Source organism: Pseudomonas sp. 14A (assembly GCF_018132745.1).
In the GTDB taxonomy this organism is placed as follows: Bacteria; Pseudomonadota; Gammaproteobacteria; order Pseudomonadales; family Pseudomonadaceae; genus Aquipseudomonas; species Aquipseudomonas mercuritolerans.
On the sequence record NZ_JAGRQJ010000007.1, the window covers coordinates 41,367 to 57,677 of the forward strand.

Genomic DNA, 16,311 nt, shown 5'->3' on the forward strand with positions numbered 1-16,311 from the left:
TGAGGCTGGTTTGAAACCTGAACCGCGCAGCGCTTACAGGAAGATGAACTTGGCGATGAAAATCGCGCAGAGCACCCACAGGCTGACGGAGATTTCCTTGTACTTGCCGGTGCCGGCCTTCAACGCCACGTAGGTGATGAAGCCCAGCGCGATGCCGTCGGCAACCGAAAAGGTCAGCGGCATCATGATCGCCGTGACGATTGCCGGAATGGCGTCGGTCGCTTCGTCCCATTCGATGTGGGCCATGCCACCCATCATCAGCATTGCCACATAAATCAGTGCACCTGCGGTGGCGTAAGCGGGAATCATGCCAGCCAGCGGGGCGAAAAACATTGCCGCTATAAATAGCACACCCACGGTAACGGCGGTAAGACCAGTCCGACCACCAGCGGCCACGCCAGCGGCGCTTTCCACGTAACTCGTCACCGGAGGCACGCCGACCACGGCGCCGAATACGCTGGATGCGCTGTCGGCCTTCATGGCTCGGGAAAGGTTCTCGATGCGACCGTCCGCGGCGACGAGATTGGCGCGCTGGGCCACGCCCATCAACGTACCCGCCGTGTCGAACATATGCACGAAAAGGAAGGCCAGCACGACGCTGATCATGCTGACGTTGAACACGCCAGCGACGTTCATCGCCATCCAGGTCGGCGCCAGGCTCGGTGGGGCAGACATGATGCCCTCATAGTGCACCAGGCCCAGACCCCAACCGGCGAGAGTGACGGTGATGATGCTGATCAGGATTGCACCGAAGACGCGGTGGTAACTGAGGATCGCGATCATCAAAAAGCAGATCGCGGCGAGCAGCGGGCCAGGTTCACGCAGCGAGCCGAGTTTGATCAGCGTCGCCGGGCTGTCGACGACGATACCGGCAGTCTTCAGCCCGATCAGGCCCAGGAACAGACCGACACCGGCGCCCATCGCAAAACGCAGGCTGACCGGAATGCTGTTGAGCAGCCACTCGCGAATCCGTGAAAAGGTCAGGAACATGAACAGCACGCCCGAAACGAACACTGCGCCGAGCGCGGTTTCCCAGTTGTAGCCCATGGTGCCGACCACGGTGTAGGTGAAGAACGCATTGAGGCCCATGCCGGGTGCGAGGCCGACCGGCCAGTTGGCGTAGAGCCCCATCAACAGGCAGCCCAATGCGGCAGCGATGCAGGTGGCGACGAACGCCGCACCGTGATCGATACCAGCGTCGGCCATGATGTTCGGGTTGACGAAAATGATGTAAGCCATGGTGATGAAGGTTGTCAGACCGGCAATCAGCTCGGTCTTCACCGTGGTGCCATGCAAGCTGAGTTTGAACAGACGCTCCAGCAGGCCATTGCGTAATGGCGGCGTGAGCTCGAGCGGCGGTGCTTCGGATTTGCGGCTTTCCACAGCGAGTACTCCTCAAGAGTTTTATTGTTATTTCCAGGGCCGGACCCATGAGGGGTGGCAGCGGCCCTTTGAGGCATACGCGAATTTGTTGACCGTGTAGTCAGGAACTCGCACGCAGTGGATTATGCTTTTGTGTACAAATAAAGCAAATATTGTTTTTTGTTTTGTTTCCGAAAATTCCGTCGATAGTGATATATCACTTTGAGGATCCCATCGCTGGCAAGCCAGCTCCCACAGGTTTTGTGGACATCCACAGATCATTGTGGGAGCTGGCTTGCCAGCGAAGAGGCCCGAATAGTCAATCGAGATGTGTCTGACCGTTCCCGAGCGCCAAATTCACCGCCAGCCAGCCATTCACCGCCGCTTCCCCAGCCTCGGCAAACACCCGCTCAAGCAATTTCACCTGCTCACGCCGCAACGCTTGCTCGAATTTCAAACCTTCCGCCGTCAGCTCCAGCAGACGTTTACGCTTGTCCGTCTGCGAAGCGACGCTGTCGACCAGGTGCATTTCCTGCAACTGGCGCAGGGGCATGTTCAACGCTTGTTTGCTCACGCCGAGCAGGGCCAGCAGCTCTTTCACGCTCAGGTTCGGATAGCGCGCGATGAAAAACACGATGCGCTGATGCACCCGTGAGAGGCCGCGGCGCTCGAGCATTTCATCGGCCTTGGCGGTGAACGCCTGATAGCCGAAGAAAAACGCTTCCATGGCCTGTTGCTGAATGGACGGGTTTTTAAGGTCAAGCATGTTGACGTACTCGCTCAGGCTGTCGTAGTTTCAGTCAACCAGTTTGACTCATTTTTCGCATCCCTCGCTACGGTGACCTCCATGGCTTTTTCCGAACGTGTCTCGCGCCTGAAAAGTTCTTTGATCCGAGAAATCCTTGCCGCCGCTCAGCGTCCGGAGGTGATGTCATTCGCCGGCGGTCTGCCTGCTGAAGCAATGCTGCCCAAAGTGCAATGGGCCGAGATGCCGTTATCCCTTGGCCAGTACGGTATGAGCGAAGGCGAGACGGCTTTGCGCGAGGCCTTGGCGGCAGAGGCGAGGGCGCTCGGTCTCAACTGTGAGGCGAGTCAGGTACTGGTGGTCAGCGGCTCCCAGCAAACCCTGGATCTGGCCGCCAAGCTCTACATCGACAAGGGCACGGAGATTCTGCTGGAGGCGCCAACTTATCTGGCCGCGTTGCAAATCTTCCAGCTGTTCGGCGCCGATTGCCTGACTGTGCCGCAGGAAGCCGACGGCCCCAACCTGGCGCAATTGCGCAGTCGGCTGGAACAGCATCACCCAGCCTTCATCTACCTGATACCGACTTTCCAGAATCCCTCTGCGGTGCGCTATAGCGAGGCCAAGCGCGCAGCGGTCGCCGCATTGCTCGACGAATTCGGCGTCACCCTTATCGAAGACGAGCCGTACCGCGAACTGACCTTCGATGGCGGCAGTGCCAACCCGATTGCCGCGCGATTGAAGAAAGCCAGCTGGATCTACACCGGCACCGTGTCGAAAACCTTGCTCCCTGGCTTGCGTGTCGGTTATCTGATTGCCAGTGCGGATCTGTTTGCGCATCTGCTCAAACTCAAGCAATCGGCGGATCTGCACACCAATCGCATCGGTCAGTGGCAGACGCTGCAATGGATCGGCACAGAGCAATATCAACAGCACTTGGGCCAACTGCGGGATTTCTATCGGCAGCGTCGCGATGCTTTTCAGTCAGCGCTGGAAAGACATTTTGCTGATCTGGCGGACTGGAACATGCCGCAGGGTGGACTGTTTTTCTGGCTGACGCTGAAGCAGCCGCTGGATACGCGAACATTGCTCAACGAGGCGTTGGCCAATGACGTAGCGTTCATGCCGGGCGAGCCGTTCTTTCCAGAGCCGGACAACCATCACGGGCATTTGCGTTTGAATTTCAGCCACATTGATCCGGTGCGGCTGGACGAAGGGTTGAAGCGCTTGGCCGCCGTGGTGCGGCAGGCGAATCTGGAGAACGTGGCCTGAAAACAACAAACCGGCCCGAGGGCCGGTTTGTTCAGCACTGATGCCGATTGGCCAGCGGTCAATTATCGGGGAAGTCTAATGGTGGCGCCGGTGGTTTCCTGTGATCGCAGAGGTTCAGTACCAGTTGCGAATAAGATATTTCTCGAGATTTGTTATTGTCCAGAATCCACTTGCGGTTCGTGAGGTTGTATTTCAACCTGCCTCTAGTGCCGTCGGCCATTGCAATATTGCGTACGTACAGATCGCGTTGAGCAATCGCAGAAAACTCTTCGGGCAGCTCTGCGGTAGTAGGCGGCTCAAAGAATGAGGCGTCGAGGCTGTCGACATAAACCCGATCGAACGCCAGATCCACGGTATGTACCACACCTTTTGGCCCTATGACGAAAATCTGATCGATGAGATCGTCAGGGCCGTACTCGGGCAAATGAATTGTGACCGTTCCGATGTACAGCTTGTTTCCGGCCAGCTCGATTGCGAAGTTTTTGATCTGGGTGGCATCGATCTGCCACGTGGACGAATTGTTCAATCGAACTTTCGCAGTTGCCAAACCGTCTGGAGTGGAGATACGCAACACTCTGTTCTCAAGCAAATGCACTAAATAGATACCACCTTTACCTTCAAGGGAGTCGATGGCAATTTGTTCGGCTACAGGCTGCACATTGACACAACTTTCGCGAAGGTCCAGTTCCTTGGGGAGTGTGAAGGGGATTTCAAAAACTGCATCGGGGTTTGTCTTGAGCGGAAAGTCCAGGGTGTGACTGGTCAGCGTATTGGCGGTCACGCTGTGCTCGTAGTGTGTCGGAGGCACGGCGTACTTCTCTTCAAGAGTGAGTCTATGGGATATGCCATCACGAAATATCAGAATATAGCCATGGGTGGAGACGTTGGCGGCAGCGCTCTTCAGGGCAGCATCCAGCGTTGTTTCTGCGTGCTGGCTGACGCCCGCAATCTGCAACAGGCTCTCGCCGAAGTAGAACAGAAAATCGCAAGAGACATTGACCTTGTTCTTGTCTGCCGCTTCATTCATCAAGATCGACGGAGTCGTGGCAAAGGCAACATGTGCACTGGTCATCTCGGCATAGTCGTAATCAAGAAAGATGCGGGTGCCGTAATTGGGGTGGGGGAGTCTGCCTGTTATGAATCGAGTGCTCTGGTTGTAACGCTGAACATAGTAATGGGTGTTCTTGTGGGTGGGTACCTCGCAGTCACTCGAGTGGACAATAGTCATTGGTCCAGGGTATCCGTCCTTGATCTTGTAAGTGTTTACCCTGAGCGGATTGTCATGTTCGATTGTTTCAGGCAAGTCCGGTCTCAGTTGATAATGATCCCCGGTAATGATGGTAAATTTGTCATTGTGCAAAACTCGACGGCCATCCTCGACTTTATATATGTTCTCAAGGGCTATGGTGCTTGTACGGCCGTATGGAAAGTCAAAGTTCAATGTGACCACCAGCCGACACTCGTTCACTTCCCATTTTTCGATCTGGTCCATTCGCCAGCCCAGCGAAATTTCACTTTCATCTGCACCATCTTCCGAGATGATGACCGAGCCCTCCGCCAATTCCACATGGTAGTAATCCACTCCAGATTCCCCCGATGCCTTGGCGTTTGCGTTGTACAGATAAATCAAGTCGTTACCGGCACCGGCATCGATAATGTCCGCCCCCCTTGACTTGATCACATTGGAGGCCCCGGTGCCTGTGACGACAGTTCTTCCCCCTTGCAACGTCTGCAGGTTTTCAATGCTTTCGAGCAGTGCCTTGAAAGAGTACGTCTCGCCATCCACCACAGACGGGTCCCGATTCGGCGTGTAGATTTGCAAGGTTCCTGCCGCAAGATCGATGTCGTAGCCGCGGCCAGTGATCGGATGCCACTGTGTGCCTTCCATTATCAAGGTGTCGTTGCCGGTGCCACCTTTCAGTCGGGAAAACTCACTGCTTGCAATGTGTCTTACCAAGTCGTCCGCTGCATTCTGGACAATGAACTTGTCGTCTTTATCACCTCCGGTAATGTTCTTTATTCCTTCGGTGTAATAAAAATCATTGGGCTTTGCCTTGACGCCAGTGATCGTGTCTTTACCACTGCCCAACATCCATCGAATGCCTTTGTTTTCGCCCGCCGTCCCCAATATGGCGCCGGGTGTCTGAGCCGTTACCCCGTCCCGAGCATCAATCGTGTCGTCAAGGCCGACCACTTCGGGAACATGGACAATCGGCATGCTTTGAAGCCCCCACCAATGCTTCACATGCTGGCGTGTTTTCTTCATGCGATGTTCATAGCTTCCGTGCACGATGGCTTCGGGGGTGCCTTTGCGCGTATCTTCGAGCAGCTTTTTCGCGTTTATTTGCAGTTGCCTGGCGGTTTCGATCTTGGCTTTGGCCAGTTCGTAGCGGTTCTTGATGTCCTGGTCTATGTCCATGAACGGTACGAAGGAAAACCATCCGGTGCGCCACCGCTCTTCAACGGTGAGTTCGATATAGTCATCGATTTCATCGACCATGCGCACGGCACCGTAGACTTGAGATCCTAACGCCATCATCGCACCCGCCGCGAGGCCGACCGGACCGGCGAAGGAGAAACCCGCCATTGCAGCGCTGCCGAGAATGACGGTCATGGCGGCACTGGCGATGTTCAAACCGAAACTGACGTAATGATCCATGGCTTCTTTGCCGGTTGTATTGCTGGCGGCATTGAATTCTTTGACGGCGCCGATGATGTCGAACGGCAACGTGATTGCACCGCCGATAAGCCCGCCCGAACGACTGAGGCGCAGCCCGGTGCGGGTTTTGGTGAAATCCTTCATTGCGCCACCGGCTTTTTCGATCATGTTCTGACCGCATTTGGTGATGGCTACGTCTGTGACGATCGACACTCCCTCCGAGCCGAGCGCAAGGCTGTTGAAGAGGATTTCAGTCTTGTCATCCTTCTTCACGGCGTCGTGAATCCCACGGATTCCCATGAAGATGCCGAACGCCTGAATGCCGACACTGGCGCCGACCATGGAGTTGTTCTTGACGATGAGCCAGCTCGGATTCTTGCGCTTGGTTGAATAGGTCAAGCGTATATCCAGGGTCTGGGCCGATCTCAACAGGCGAGTCATTTTTTTCGCGTATCCGCTGTCCTCGACGCTTGTCCCGATCTCCTCTCTGAGGACTGGCGGGGCAGTTGCCGGTCGCAGATTGGCGAGTTCGAACAGAAATGAAGGAAGCAGATAATCGTCACCGAAAGTCGAGACCTTCATGCGCTTTTCGATTTCGGCATAACTGAGCTGCAGAGAGTTGGTGAAAGATCGCCTGGGTATGCGGAACTGAGTGTTATGGCCGGTAAGCGGCTGGCCATCAATCGTCGCTCCCAGGGCGTCCAGAGCTCGGCGTGTTACGGTGTACGAACCTATCTTGAGCGGGCCGTACAGATCGTCGAGCATCTTGAGTTGGCCCGGCTTTCGCTGGCCGGAAGAGGTAGACGTTTTTCCTGACTTGTCATCCTCTATCGCTTCAAAATCTATTGTTGTAGCCGTACGTTCAACAGGTTGCGTGCCGATGTACGATACCACCATGGTGTCGTCGTCGGCATAGGTGTTGTTGGCTACAAAGGGTGTGGACATTAGAACTTCCTTGTTCGGTTTCATTGATACTTGCGCAGCGGTGTTCTGAAAGAAATAGCACTTTCTTTAATGCGGGCAAGAACTTGTTGTATTGAGGCTTGATATTAAGGCTATGTTCAAGCTCGCGGTTTTCAGTACGACATGCTCATTACTTGCAGCAGTGGCCATACATGCTGAAATCTGGAGTTGACATCACTTCGCTCTGGCGAATCCATTGCCGTTGATTGTGCACCGGTTGGGTTGGGCACAGTGTCGAATTTTTATAACAGCAAGTTAAATCTCATAAAAGGTTTGGCGGGCCGTAAGTCGGTAATTCGTGATGTCAGTAACCTTCTGCAAAAAAAAACCGGCTCGAGGGCCGGTTTATTTTAAATTCGGATTTGAAGCGAGTTGATATTTTTTATCGCTGCACCAACATCACACCGCAGCAAATCGCCTATCCAGATAATCGATAATCGCTTTCGATTCATACATCCAGACAGTCTGCCCATTTTCTTCAATGCGCAGGCAAGGCACTTTGATCCTGCCGCCCTGGTTCAGTAAAGTCTGGCGATCCTGCTCGTTGTTCTTCGCGTCTTTCAGAGCCACTGGCACATTCAAGCGATGCAGTGCACGGCGGGTTTTCACGCAGAACGGGCACGCGTGAAACTGATACAGCGTCAGATCTTTCGCGGCAGCGTCTACCTGAGCCTGAGCGGCGGCGGGTCGTTTTTTCTTGCCCGGACGGGTGATGAAGTCGATGAAGATAACCAGTTGGCCGAGGCCGACACGAAGCGCTTTGACGAACACGTTGAAAGCCTCACGGTGCTAATAAAGAAAGGCGCGCAGCTTACCCGATTTTTCACGGGCGAAAAAAACCGGCGATCAACGCCGGCTCTTTTCTGTTGCGAATTACTTGATGAGGCTGAGAAATTCGCTACGGGTTGCTGCGTTTTCGCGGAATTCCCCGAGCATCACCGAAGTGATCATCGACGAATTCTGTTTTTCGACACCGCGCATCATCATGCACATGTGCTTGGCTTCGATCACCACGGCCACGCCCAGCGCGCCGGTGACTTGCTGCACTGCATCGGCGATCTGGCGGCTGAGGTTTTCCTGGATCTGCAGGCGGCGCGCGTACATATCGACGATCCGCGCGACCTTCGACAGGCCCAGCACTTTGCCGCTCGGGATATAGGCGACGTGCGCCTTGCCGATGAACGGCAGCAGGTGGTGTTCGCACAACGAATACAGCTCGATGTCCTTGACCAGCACCATTTCGCTGTTGTCGGAGCTGAACAGGGCACCGTTGGTGACCTCTTCGAGCGTCTGTGCATAACCGCGGCAGAGGTACTGCATGGCTTTGGCGGCACGCTTTGGCGTGTCGAGCAGGCCCTCGCGGGACACGTCCTCGCCCAATTGGCCGAGAATCGCGGTGTAATTCTGTTCCAGGGACATGAAACTACCTGTGGGGATTTTCGCAAAGGGCAAGGGTACGGTGGCGGACACAACCCTGCAAGTTCGGTGTGACGGCTTTATTCGTCGCGGCCTTCCATCATCGTCCGTTTCAGCATCACATAAACCGCGCCGGCGCCGCCGTGGCGGGCCTGGCAGGAGCAGAAACCGAGCACTTGCGCATGCTGGCGCAGCCAGGTGTTGACGTGGCTTTTGATCATCGGCCGCTTGCCATCCAGGCGCACAGCCTTGCCATGAGTCACGCGCACACAGCGGATTTCGAATTTGGTCGCTTCGGCGAGAAAGGCCCAAAGGGTTTCGCGGGCCTTTTCCACGCTCATGCCGTGCAAGTCGAGACTGCCTTCGAACGGGATCTGCCCGACCTTGAGCTTGCGCATCTGGCTTTCCTGCACGCCGTCGCGGGACCACATCAGCTCGTCTTCCGGGCCGACGTCAATCACGAACTGGTCGGAGAGGCCATCAATGATGGTGGTGTCGCTGCGCACGGTGGCGGACTGACGCAGCTTGGCGATCTGCGCGCGGTCAGCCTTGGGTTTGCCGGTGTCGGCGCGGTCGTGCTTGATCGGCTTGACGCCCTGGATCGCACTTTTGAACAGAGAAAAATCGTCGTCTTGCATGTCAGCCTCCGCGAAGGGCGGCCAGTTTACCCAAGTCGACAGAAAACGGCCCGGCAAAAAGCCAGGCCGTTGGGTCAGTCGTGTTTTTTCATCAGATGCGGGGACATATTCAGTTCCCGCGATTGCCGTGCGCGACGGCGGCAGCGGCGCCACAGGGCAACGCCGAAGTACAGAAACAGCAAGCCGACCGCGAGCATGATTGCCGAGCCCAGCGGTGATGCGTTCAGGTCACCCAGCGCCGGCGGGCGGCCGAGCAGGCTGGCGGCGCCGGCCATCGCCAGCAGCACGCCGAACGTCGCCAGAATGGCCGAGATCGCCGCGCCAAATCGAAAACGCCAGGTGCTTTGGCCTTTGGGCCGCAAACGGCGTGCGTCAAATCCATCGGATAACTTCATTCCGACCTTCCTCAATGGTATCGGCCCTTCGACCGGGAGTTGACCGGGTTGTTCCTGAGGCTATGGCATTTGCGGCAAATCAGCGGATATAGCGGATGAGCGGCGCCAATGCACCGCTCACAAGGGCAGGATCAGATCAAGTCCTGAGTCTTGGCCAGCGTGGCGAAGTTGTCAGCCATGATCGCCATTTCCGCTTCCTGTACGCGTTCGGCGCTGAGCACGCCGCCCTTGAAAGGCAGATCGCGGGTCGCGCAGGCGTCTTCAACCAGGGTGCAGCGGAAACCGAGGTTCTTCGCCGCGCGCACGGTGGTGCTGACGCTGGAGTGACTCATGAAACCGCAAACGATCAGGTCCAGCGAGCCGAGATTCTGCAGGCGCTCGAGCAGTTCGGTGCCATGGAACGCGCTCGGCAGCAGTTTGCCGATAATGGTTTCATCGCCTTGCGGTTCGAGACCGGGGATGAATTCGCCACGTTCGCCCTGCGGGTCGAACAGGCCACCAACGGTGCCGAGATGACGCACGTGCACGATCGGCCGACCGGCGGCACGGGCTGCGGCAACCACTTGTTTGATGTTCGCGACGGCCGCGTCCATGCCGCTCAGGGCCAGCGGGCCACTGAGATATTCTTTCTGGGCATCGATGATGACCACGGTGGCATGGCTCAGTGTGGCCGCTGCGTAACCGCGGCCGCTGAGTTGAAACATCGTTTTTGGAACGGACATTCTGGGGCTCCTCGGGGTGGGGCTTTTGCGACATTGTCCTCTGGCTGAGCGGTTCTGTGAATCGCTACCATCGTAGGCGCCGTCGTTCTTGGCCTGCAGCCTTGTCAAGTTACACGTTCCGTTCAATGCCTGATGCAAAAAAAAGAAATCTCCTACCGTTGCCGCGCGGTTTTTCCTGCGTCGTCGTCGCGCGTTTTGGCTGCTAGAATCGCCAGTCGTTTTTTCTGGAGTTCTACGCCGTGATCACTTCCCGACTTCGTACCCTGCGCGACCACATCCGTTGGGCCGTCAGCCGCTTCCATGGGGAGGATCTGTTTTTCGGCCACGGCACCGACAACGCCTGGGACGAGGCGCGTCAGCTGGTGCTGGGCGCTTTGCACCTGCCGTGGGAAATCGCCGACAGCTATCTCGATTGCGCGCTGGAGGACGACGAACTGGTCAATCTGCAGCGCCTGCTCAAGCGTCGCATCGAAGAACGTATTCCTACCGCCTATCTGCTGGGCGAGGCGTGGTTCTGCGGTATGTCGTTCATCGTCGACCAGCGCGTGCTGATCCCGCGTTCGCCGATCGGTGAGCTGATCGAAAACCGCTTTGCGCCGTGGATCGGCAACGAACCGGCGCGGATTCTCGACCTGTGCACGGGTTCCGGCTGCATCGGCATTGCCTGCGCTTACGAGTTCCAGAATGCCGAAGTGGTGCTCGCGGACCTGTCGTTCGAAGCGCTGGAAGTGGCTAACCAGAACATCGAGCGCCATGGCGTCGATGAGCGCGTCTACACCGTGCAGGGTGATGGCTTCGATGGTTTGCCGGGTCAGCGTTTCGATTTGATCGTATCGAACCCGCCCTACGTCGACGCGGAAGATTTCGCCGACATGCCGGACGAATATCAGCACGAGCCGGAACTGGGCCTGGCCTGCGGAGATGATGGTCTGAATCTGGTCCGGCGCATGCTCGCCGAAGCGGCGGATCACCTGACCGAGAAAGGTTTGTTGATTGTCGAGGTGGGCAACAGCCAGGTGCACGTCGAGGCGTTGTACCCGGAAGTCGATTTCGCCTGGCTGGAGTTCCAGCGTGGTGGGCATGGCGTGTTCATGCTGACAGCCGAGCAGTGCCGCGCGCATCAGGCCCTGTTCGCCTCCCGCGTCTAAAGGCTTCGCGAGCAGGCTCGCTCCCACAGGGAAATGCATTCCAGGGTGGGAGCGAGCCTGCTCGCGAATGGCCGCGACGCGGTCTCAAGCCCTCAGCGGTGCGTAGCAATCCAGATCAACAACCCCGCCTGAAACACCGCAAACGCCACCAGACACGTAATGGTGAAGCGCAACCCGGCATCTTCACGCTTGAACTTGCTGACTTTCTCTTCCTGTTTTTTCAGCTTCACTTCCTGCTCGGCCAGATTCTGCTCGGCCTGCTGCAGCATCTGCGCGGCTTCAAGAATCTCGACGATCTGCAGCTTTTCGCTGTTCCAGTCACCCAGCAGGTCACCGACCTGCACAGCCTTGATGCTGCCTTTCAAATGCTGGGCATCGGCGTAAGCCACATCGAAACCGTGTACGCGCAGGAAATGGTCGCGGCGCAAGCGAGTGTCTTCGTTGAGTGCATCCTTGTTGTTCAGGTCCATGCCGTCGACGGTGTAGCCGGACCAGCGCTTTTTCGCCCAATTGATGCCTTGCGCAGCCATGAAGCGGCCGATACCGCGATTCAGCGGTTCGATCTGCAAGCCACTGTCGGGACCGAAACTCACACGTTTGCTCGCATGGTCGACCCACACATCGAGATGGTTTTGTTCTTTGCGCACACGCTGGTTGGGCAGTTTGATCGCCATGCGCATCAGGCTGCGTTCTTTGCTGTTGCGCTCGGCGTAACCGAACTCGACAAAGCGCAACGGCCGGCCGCCGGTGTTGCGGTCGGTCTGCAGCGGCGCCAGGCGGAGCATCTTGTGGTGCTCGGCCTGAACCTCCGCCCACGGCAGTTCGACCGCTGGTGGCGCGTCTTTTTCGGCGGTGGTGTCAGTTGAAGTCTGGGTTTCAGTCATAACGGCGAGATCCTGTCCAAGCCCTGCTTGCCGCCAGACGTTGCGCTGGCGACAAAGGCTTATCGGCCGTTTTCTGTGAGGCTGGAGGGTAAAACGCAGTTAACTTGCACGAATTCCGTCAATAAATTCGATGACGGCGGCGCCCAGTTCGGCGGCCAGGGGCAAATTCGGGTCCTTGTAGGAGGCCAATTGCCGCTTCATGTCGTTGTGGACGATGCGCAGCACATGGTTCATGCCTTCGATCACCGTCAGTTGCGCGTCCGGTTTCGCTGCCTTGAGCAGCTTCGCGTCCTCGGTGCCGACCTGAATGTCGTTGCTGCCCTGGACGATCAGTGCCGGCATTTTCAGCTGGGCAAAGGTTTGCGCCGGGTCCTGACGGAACAGCGAAATCAGGTACGGCTGCACGCTCGGGCGAAAGATCACCTGCAACGGTTGCGGCACGTTGTCATCGGCGTGGCCAGCCTTGAGGCTGTCGAGCAGTTCGTTGCTGCGCAGCATCAATGGTGGCGGCAGGCTGCGCGCCAATTGCTCGCGAATCACTTCATCGACCGGCCGCGCGCTGCCGGACAGCGAGATCACCGCCGCTGCGTCCAGGTTCGGCGCAGCGAGGCTGGCAATCAGCGCGCCTTCGCTGTGGCCCAGCAGGATCAGTTTGCCGAAACGCGGATCGGCCTTGAGCTTCTGCCCCCAGGCCACGGCGTCCGCCGCATAGCCCTCGACTGACAGCTCACGTTCATCGGGAGCGGCCGCCAGACTCGCCGCGACGCCGCGCTTGTCGTAGCGCACGCTGGCGATGTTGTGTTTGGCCAGCACCCAGGCCAAGCGCTTGAGGCTGTCATTGCGCCCGCCGTCGGGGTTGTTTCCGTCGCGATCTGTAGGACCCGAGCCAGAAATCATCAGAACAATCGGCACCGGGTTGTCGGACTTGGGCAGCAACAGCGAGCCGAAAAGTTCGCCGCTGCCGGTGTCCAGAGTGACCGGGCGCTGTAGGACTGTCGCTTGGGCAAAGCCGGTAAAGAGGGTAAGACTCAAGATCAGAACTCGCAGCATCATCACGCCATCATTGGTCAAGGTGCCGGTTGGACTCGCCAGCACCACTAAGGTTCGAGGATGAACTACTCGGTTAGCCTGCGTATACTGGCGCGCATCAAGAATTCGGGTTTGATTTCACGGAGCGTCCTGCATGTCCGGCAATACCTACGGCAAGTTGTTCACTGTCACCACCGCTGGCGAAAGCCATGGTCCGGCGTTGGTCGCCATTGTCGACGGCTGCCCGCCGGGCCTGGAGATTTCCCTGGAAGATCTGCAGCGCGACCTCGATCGCCGCAAGCCGGGCACCAGCCGCCACACCACCCAGCGCCAGGAAGCCGATGAAGTCGAAATCCTTTCCGGCGTGTTCGAGGGCCGCACTACCGGTTGCTCGATCGGCCTGCTGATTCGCAACACCGACCAGAAGTCCAAGGACTACTCGGCGATCAAGGACCTGTTCCGCCCGGCCCACGCCGACTACACCTATCACCACAAATACGGCGAGCGCGATTATCGCGGAGGTGGCCGCAGTTCGGCGCGGGAAACCGCCATGCGCGTAGCGGCCGGTGCGATCGCCAAGAAGTATCTGGCCAGTCAGGGCATCGTCATTCGCGGCTACATGAGCCAGCTTGGCCCGATCGAAATACCGTTCAAGACCTGGGATTCGGTCGAAGAAAACGCTTTCTTCAGCCCTGACCCGGACAAGGTCCCGGAGCTGGAAGCGTACATGGACCAATTGCGCCGCGATCAGGACTCGGTCGGGGCGAAGATCACCGTGGTCGCCGAAGGCGTGATGCCGGGCCTTGGCGAACCGATTTTCGACCGCCTCGACGCCGAACTGGCCCACGCGCTGATGAGCATCAACGCAGTCAAAGGCGTCGAGATCGGCGCCGGTTTCGCCTGTGTCGCCCAGCGCGGCACCGAGCATCGCGATGAACTGACGCCGGAAGGATTCCTCAGCAACAACGCCGGCGGCATCCTCGGTGGCATCTCGTCCGGCCAGCCAATCGTTGCGCATCTGGCATTGAAACCGACCTCGAGCATCACCACCCCGGGCCGCTCGATCGACGTGAATGGCAACCCGGTAGATGTGATCACCAAGGGTCGTCACGACCCATGCGTCGGCATCCGCGCGACACCGATCGCCGAAGCGATGATGGCCATCGTGCTGATGGATCACCTGCTGCGCCACCGTGGGCAGAACGCCGATGTGCGCGTGAGCACGCCGGTGCTGGGCCAGCTCTGATGGCTGCGCTCAAAGCCGTCGCGGCATAACCGGCGTGGCGGCGCTTCCTTACTGGCGGCTGTCCAGTTTCTATCTGTTCTATTTCGCCTTGCTCGGTTCGACAGCGCCGTTTCTGGCGCTGTACTTCGATCACCTCGGCTTCAGTGCCGCGCGCATCGGCGAGCTGGTGGCGATTCCGATGCTGATGCGCTGCGTGGCGCCGAACATCTGGGGCTGGCTCGGCGATTACACCGGCAGGCGTCTGGCCATCGTGCGCTTTGGCGCGGTGTGCACGTTGCTGACCTTTTCGCTGATCTTCGTCAGCCAGACCTACGCCTGGCTGGCGATGGTCATGGCCCTGCATGCGTTCTTCTGGCACGCGGTACTGCCGCAGTTCGAAGTCATCACCCTGGCGCATCTGCAGGGGCAGACCTCGCGCTACAGCCAGATTCGGCTGTGGGGCTCGATCGGTTTCATCATTGCCGTGGTAGTGCTGGGGCGGCTGTTCGAATGGCTGAGTCTGGACATCTACCCGGCGGCGCTGGTGCTGATCATGGCCGGTATTGTCCTGAGTAGCCTGTGGGTGCCGAATGCGCAACCGGCGCAAGGCAACCGGCCGGCGGGCGAGGGCTTTCTCAGGCAATTGCGCCATCCCGGCGTGTTGGCGTTTTATGCCTGCGTCGCGCTGATGCAGGTCAGCCACGGGCCTTATTACACCTTTCTGACTCTGCACCTTGAACGCCTCGGTTACAGCCGTGGCGTCATCGGCATGCTCTGGGCCGTCGGTGTGGTGGCGGAAGTGCTGATGTTCATGGCCATGAGTCGCATTCTGGCGCGCTTTTCCCTGCGCCGGGTGCTGCTGGCGAGTTTTCTGCTGGCGGCGTTGCGCTGGGTGCTGCTCGGTTCGTTTGCGGAGTTTCTCTGGGTGCTGTTGTTCGCCCAAGTGCTGCACGCAGCGACTTTCGGCAGCTTTCATGCGGCTGCCATCGCTTTCGTGCAACGTAGTTTCGGCGCCCGCCAGCAAGGCCAGGGCCAAGCGCTGTATGCCGCGTTGGCCGGCACCGGCGGGGCGCTCGGCGCGCTGTATTCCGGCTACAGCTGGAATGCCCTTGGCGCGACATTGACCTTTAGTATTGCCAGTCTCGCAGCGCTTGCCGCTGCCGTTATCATTGCCACATGTATGCAAGAGGACAGGCCATGAGCCCTAGCCGTGAACAGCTCGCCCAGCAGATCGTTGACGCCGGGCGTTTTCTATATGGCCGTGGCTGGTCGCCAGCCACCAGCAGCAACTATTCGACGCGCCTGTCGCCGAGCGAGGCGCTGTTGACCGTATCGGGCAAGCACAAGGGCCAGTTGGGTGTGGATGACGTGCTCGCTACCGATCTGTCCGGCAATAGCCTGGAGCCGGGCAAGAAACCCTCCGCCGAAACCTTGCTGCACACCCAGCTCTACAGTTGGCGCGCGGAGATCGGTGCGGTGCTGCACACCCATTCGGTGAATGCCACGGTGCTGTCGCGCCTGACTCCGCAAGACTTCATCGAGTTCGAAGATTACGAATTGCAGAAAGCCTTCAGCGGCATCTCGACTCATGAATCGCGGGTGCGTGTACCGATTTTCGACAACGATCAGGACATTGCGCGCCTCGCCGCCAAGGTGCAGCCTTGGCTCGACGCCCATCCTGATTGCGTCGGTTATCTGATTCGCGGCCATGGTCTCTACACCTGGGGCGCGCAGATGAGCGACGCGCTGCGGCAGATCGAGGCCTTTGAATTCCTGTTTGAATGCGAGTTGAAAACCCGCAGCGTCATGAACCGCCAAGGCTGAGTTCACCAGAAACAGCCCGTTTGCCTGATGCC

General features: G+C 58.1%; 15 protein-coding genes. 5 read left to right on the top strand and 10 right to left on the bottom strand.

The genetic code is table 11. The features are described from left to right. Window positions 1-33 precede the first annotated feature (33 nt). Both PS14A_RS07660 and PS14A_RS07665 read right to left on the bottom strand, forming a co-directional pair. A complete protein-coding gene (locus tag PS14A_RS07660; RefSeq protein ID WP_024012217.1) occupies window positions 34-1,383 on the bottom strand; it encodes an NCS2 family permease in 1,350 nt (449 codons plus the stop codon). Between the two features lie 298 nt (window positions 1,384-1,681). After that, a complete protein-coding gene (locus PS14A_RS07665) occupies window positions 1,682-2,128 on the bottom strand; it encodes a MarR family transcriptional regulator (RefSeq protein WP_130910490.1) in 447 nt (148 codons plus the stop codon). An 81-nt stretch (window positions 2,129-2,209) separates the two neighbouring features. Between PS14A_RS07665 and PS14A_RS07670 the strand changes: the two genes are divergently transcribed. Beyond that, on the top strand, window positions 2,210-3,376 hold the full coding sequence (locus PS14A_RS07670; RefSeq protein WP_212615657.1) for a PLP-dependent aminotransferase family protein: 1,167 nt from the start codon (window positions 2,210-2,212) through the stop codon (window positions 3,374-3,376). Window positions 3,377-3,434: 58 nt separating this feature from the next. Here PS14A_RS07670 and PS14A_RS07675 read toward each other — a convergent pair whose 3' ends face one another. The 6 genes from PS14A_RS07675 to PS14A_RS07700 all read right to left on the bottom strand — a co-directional run bounded on the left by PS14A_RS07675 (window position 3,435) and on the right by PS14A_RS07700 (window position 10,169). Next, window positions 3,435-6,980, bottom strand: coding sequence for a calcium-binding protein (locus PS14A_RS07675; RefSeq protein ID WP_249121206.1), 3,546 nt, complete (start codon window positions 6,978-6,980; stop codon window positions 3,435-3,437). Window positions 6,981-7,397: 417 nt separating this feature from the next. Then, window positions 7,398-7,769: a glutathione S-transferase N-terminal domain-containing protein gene (locus PS14A_RS07680; RefSeq protein ID WP_130910492.1), complete on the bottom strand. Its 372-nt coding sequence runs from the start codon at window positions 7,767-7,769 to the stop codon at window positions 7,398-7,400. Between the two features lie 102 nt (window positions 7,770-7,871). Then, a complete protein-coding gene (gene folE / locus PS14A_RS07685) occupies window positions 7,872-8,417 on the bottom strand; it encodes a GTP cyclohydrolase I FolE (protein ID WP_011062625.1) in 546 nt (181 codons plus the stop codon). A gap of 77 nt (window positions 8,418-8,494) precedes the next feature. Then, complete coding sequence (locus PS14A_RS07690) at window positions 8,495-9,052, bottom strand: Smr/MutS family protein (protein ID WP_016773770.1); 558 nt, start codon at window positions 9,050-9,052, stop codon at window positions 8,495-8,497. A 74-nt stretch (window positions 9,053-9,126) separates the two neighbouring features. Then, window positions 9,127-9,447: a hypothetical protein gene (locus PS14A_RS07695; RefSeq protein ID WP_130910493.1), complete on the bottom strand. Its 321-nt coding sequence runs from the start codon at window positions 9,445-9,447 to the stop codon at window positions 9,127-9,129. Between the two features lie 131 nt (window positions 9,448-9,578). Beyond that, a complete protein-coding gene (locus PS14A_RS07700; protein WP_016773772.1) occupies window positions 9,579-10,169 on the bottom strand; it encodes a cysteine hydrolase family protein in 591 nt (196 codons plus the stop codon). A gap of 239 nt (window positions 10,170-10,408) precedes the next feature. On the opposite strand from PS14A_RS07700, the gene prmB reads away from it, so the two are divergent. Next, on the top strand, window positions 10,409-11,317 hold the full coding sequence (gene prmB / locus PS14A_RS07705; RefSeq protein WP_212615658.1) for a 50S ribosomal protein L3 N(5)-glutamine methyltransferase: 909 nt from the start codon (window positions 10,409-10,411) through the stop codon (window positions 11,315-11,317). A 92-nt stretch (window positions 11,318-11,409) separates the two neighbouring features. Here prmB and PS14A_RS07710 read toward each other — a convergent pair whose 3' ends face one another. Continuing rightward, window positions 11,410-12,201: a hypothetical protein gene (locus tag PS14A_RS07710; RefSeq protein ID WP_212615659.1), complete on the bottom strand. Its 792-nt coding sequence runs from the start codon at window positions 12,199-12,201 to the stop codon at window positions 11,410-11,412. A gap of 99 nt (window positions 12,202-12,300) precedes the next feature. Next, window positions 12,301-13,254 (bottom strand): alpha/beta fold hydrolase, encoded by a 954-nt coding sequence (locus PS14A_RS07715; protein WP_212615660.1) that lies wholly within the window; start codon window positions 13,252-13,254, stop codon window positions 12,301-12,303. A 130-nt stretch (window positions 13,255-13,384) separates the two neighbouring features. On the opposite strand from PS14A_RS07715, the gene aroC reads away from it, so the two are divergent. The 3 genes from aroC to PS14A_RS07730 are packed head-to-tail and all read left to right on the top strand — an operon-like array spanning window position 13,385 to window position 16,279. Continuing rightward, a complete protein-coding gene (aroC, locus tag PS14A_RS07720) occupies window positions 13,385-14,476 on the top strand; it encodes a chorismate synthase (RefSeq protein ID WP_024012223.1) in 1,092 nt (363 codons plus the stop codon). 34 nt (window positions 14,477-14,510) lie between these two features. Further along, window positions 14,511-15,656 carry an MFS transporter gene (locus tag PS14A_RS07725; RefSeq protein ID WP_212615661.1) on the top strand — a complete coding sequence of 382 codons (1,146 nt, stop codon included), beginning with the start codon at window positions 14,511-14,513 and terminating at the stop codon, window positions 15,654-15,656. Continuing rightward, on the top strand, window positions 15,653-16,279 hold the full coding sequence (locus PS14A_RS07730; RefSeq protein WP_212615662.1) for a methylthioribulose 1-phosphate dehydratase: 627 nt from the start codon (window positions 15,653-15,655) through the stop codon (window positions 16,277-16,279). Before PS14A_RS07725 ends, PS14A_RS07730 begins: the two co-directional genes overlap by 4 nt. Window positions 16,280-16,311 lie beyond the last annotated feature (32 nt).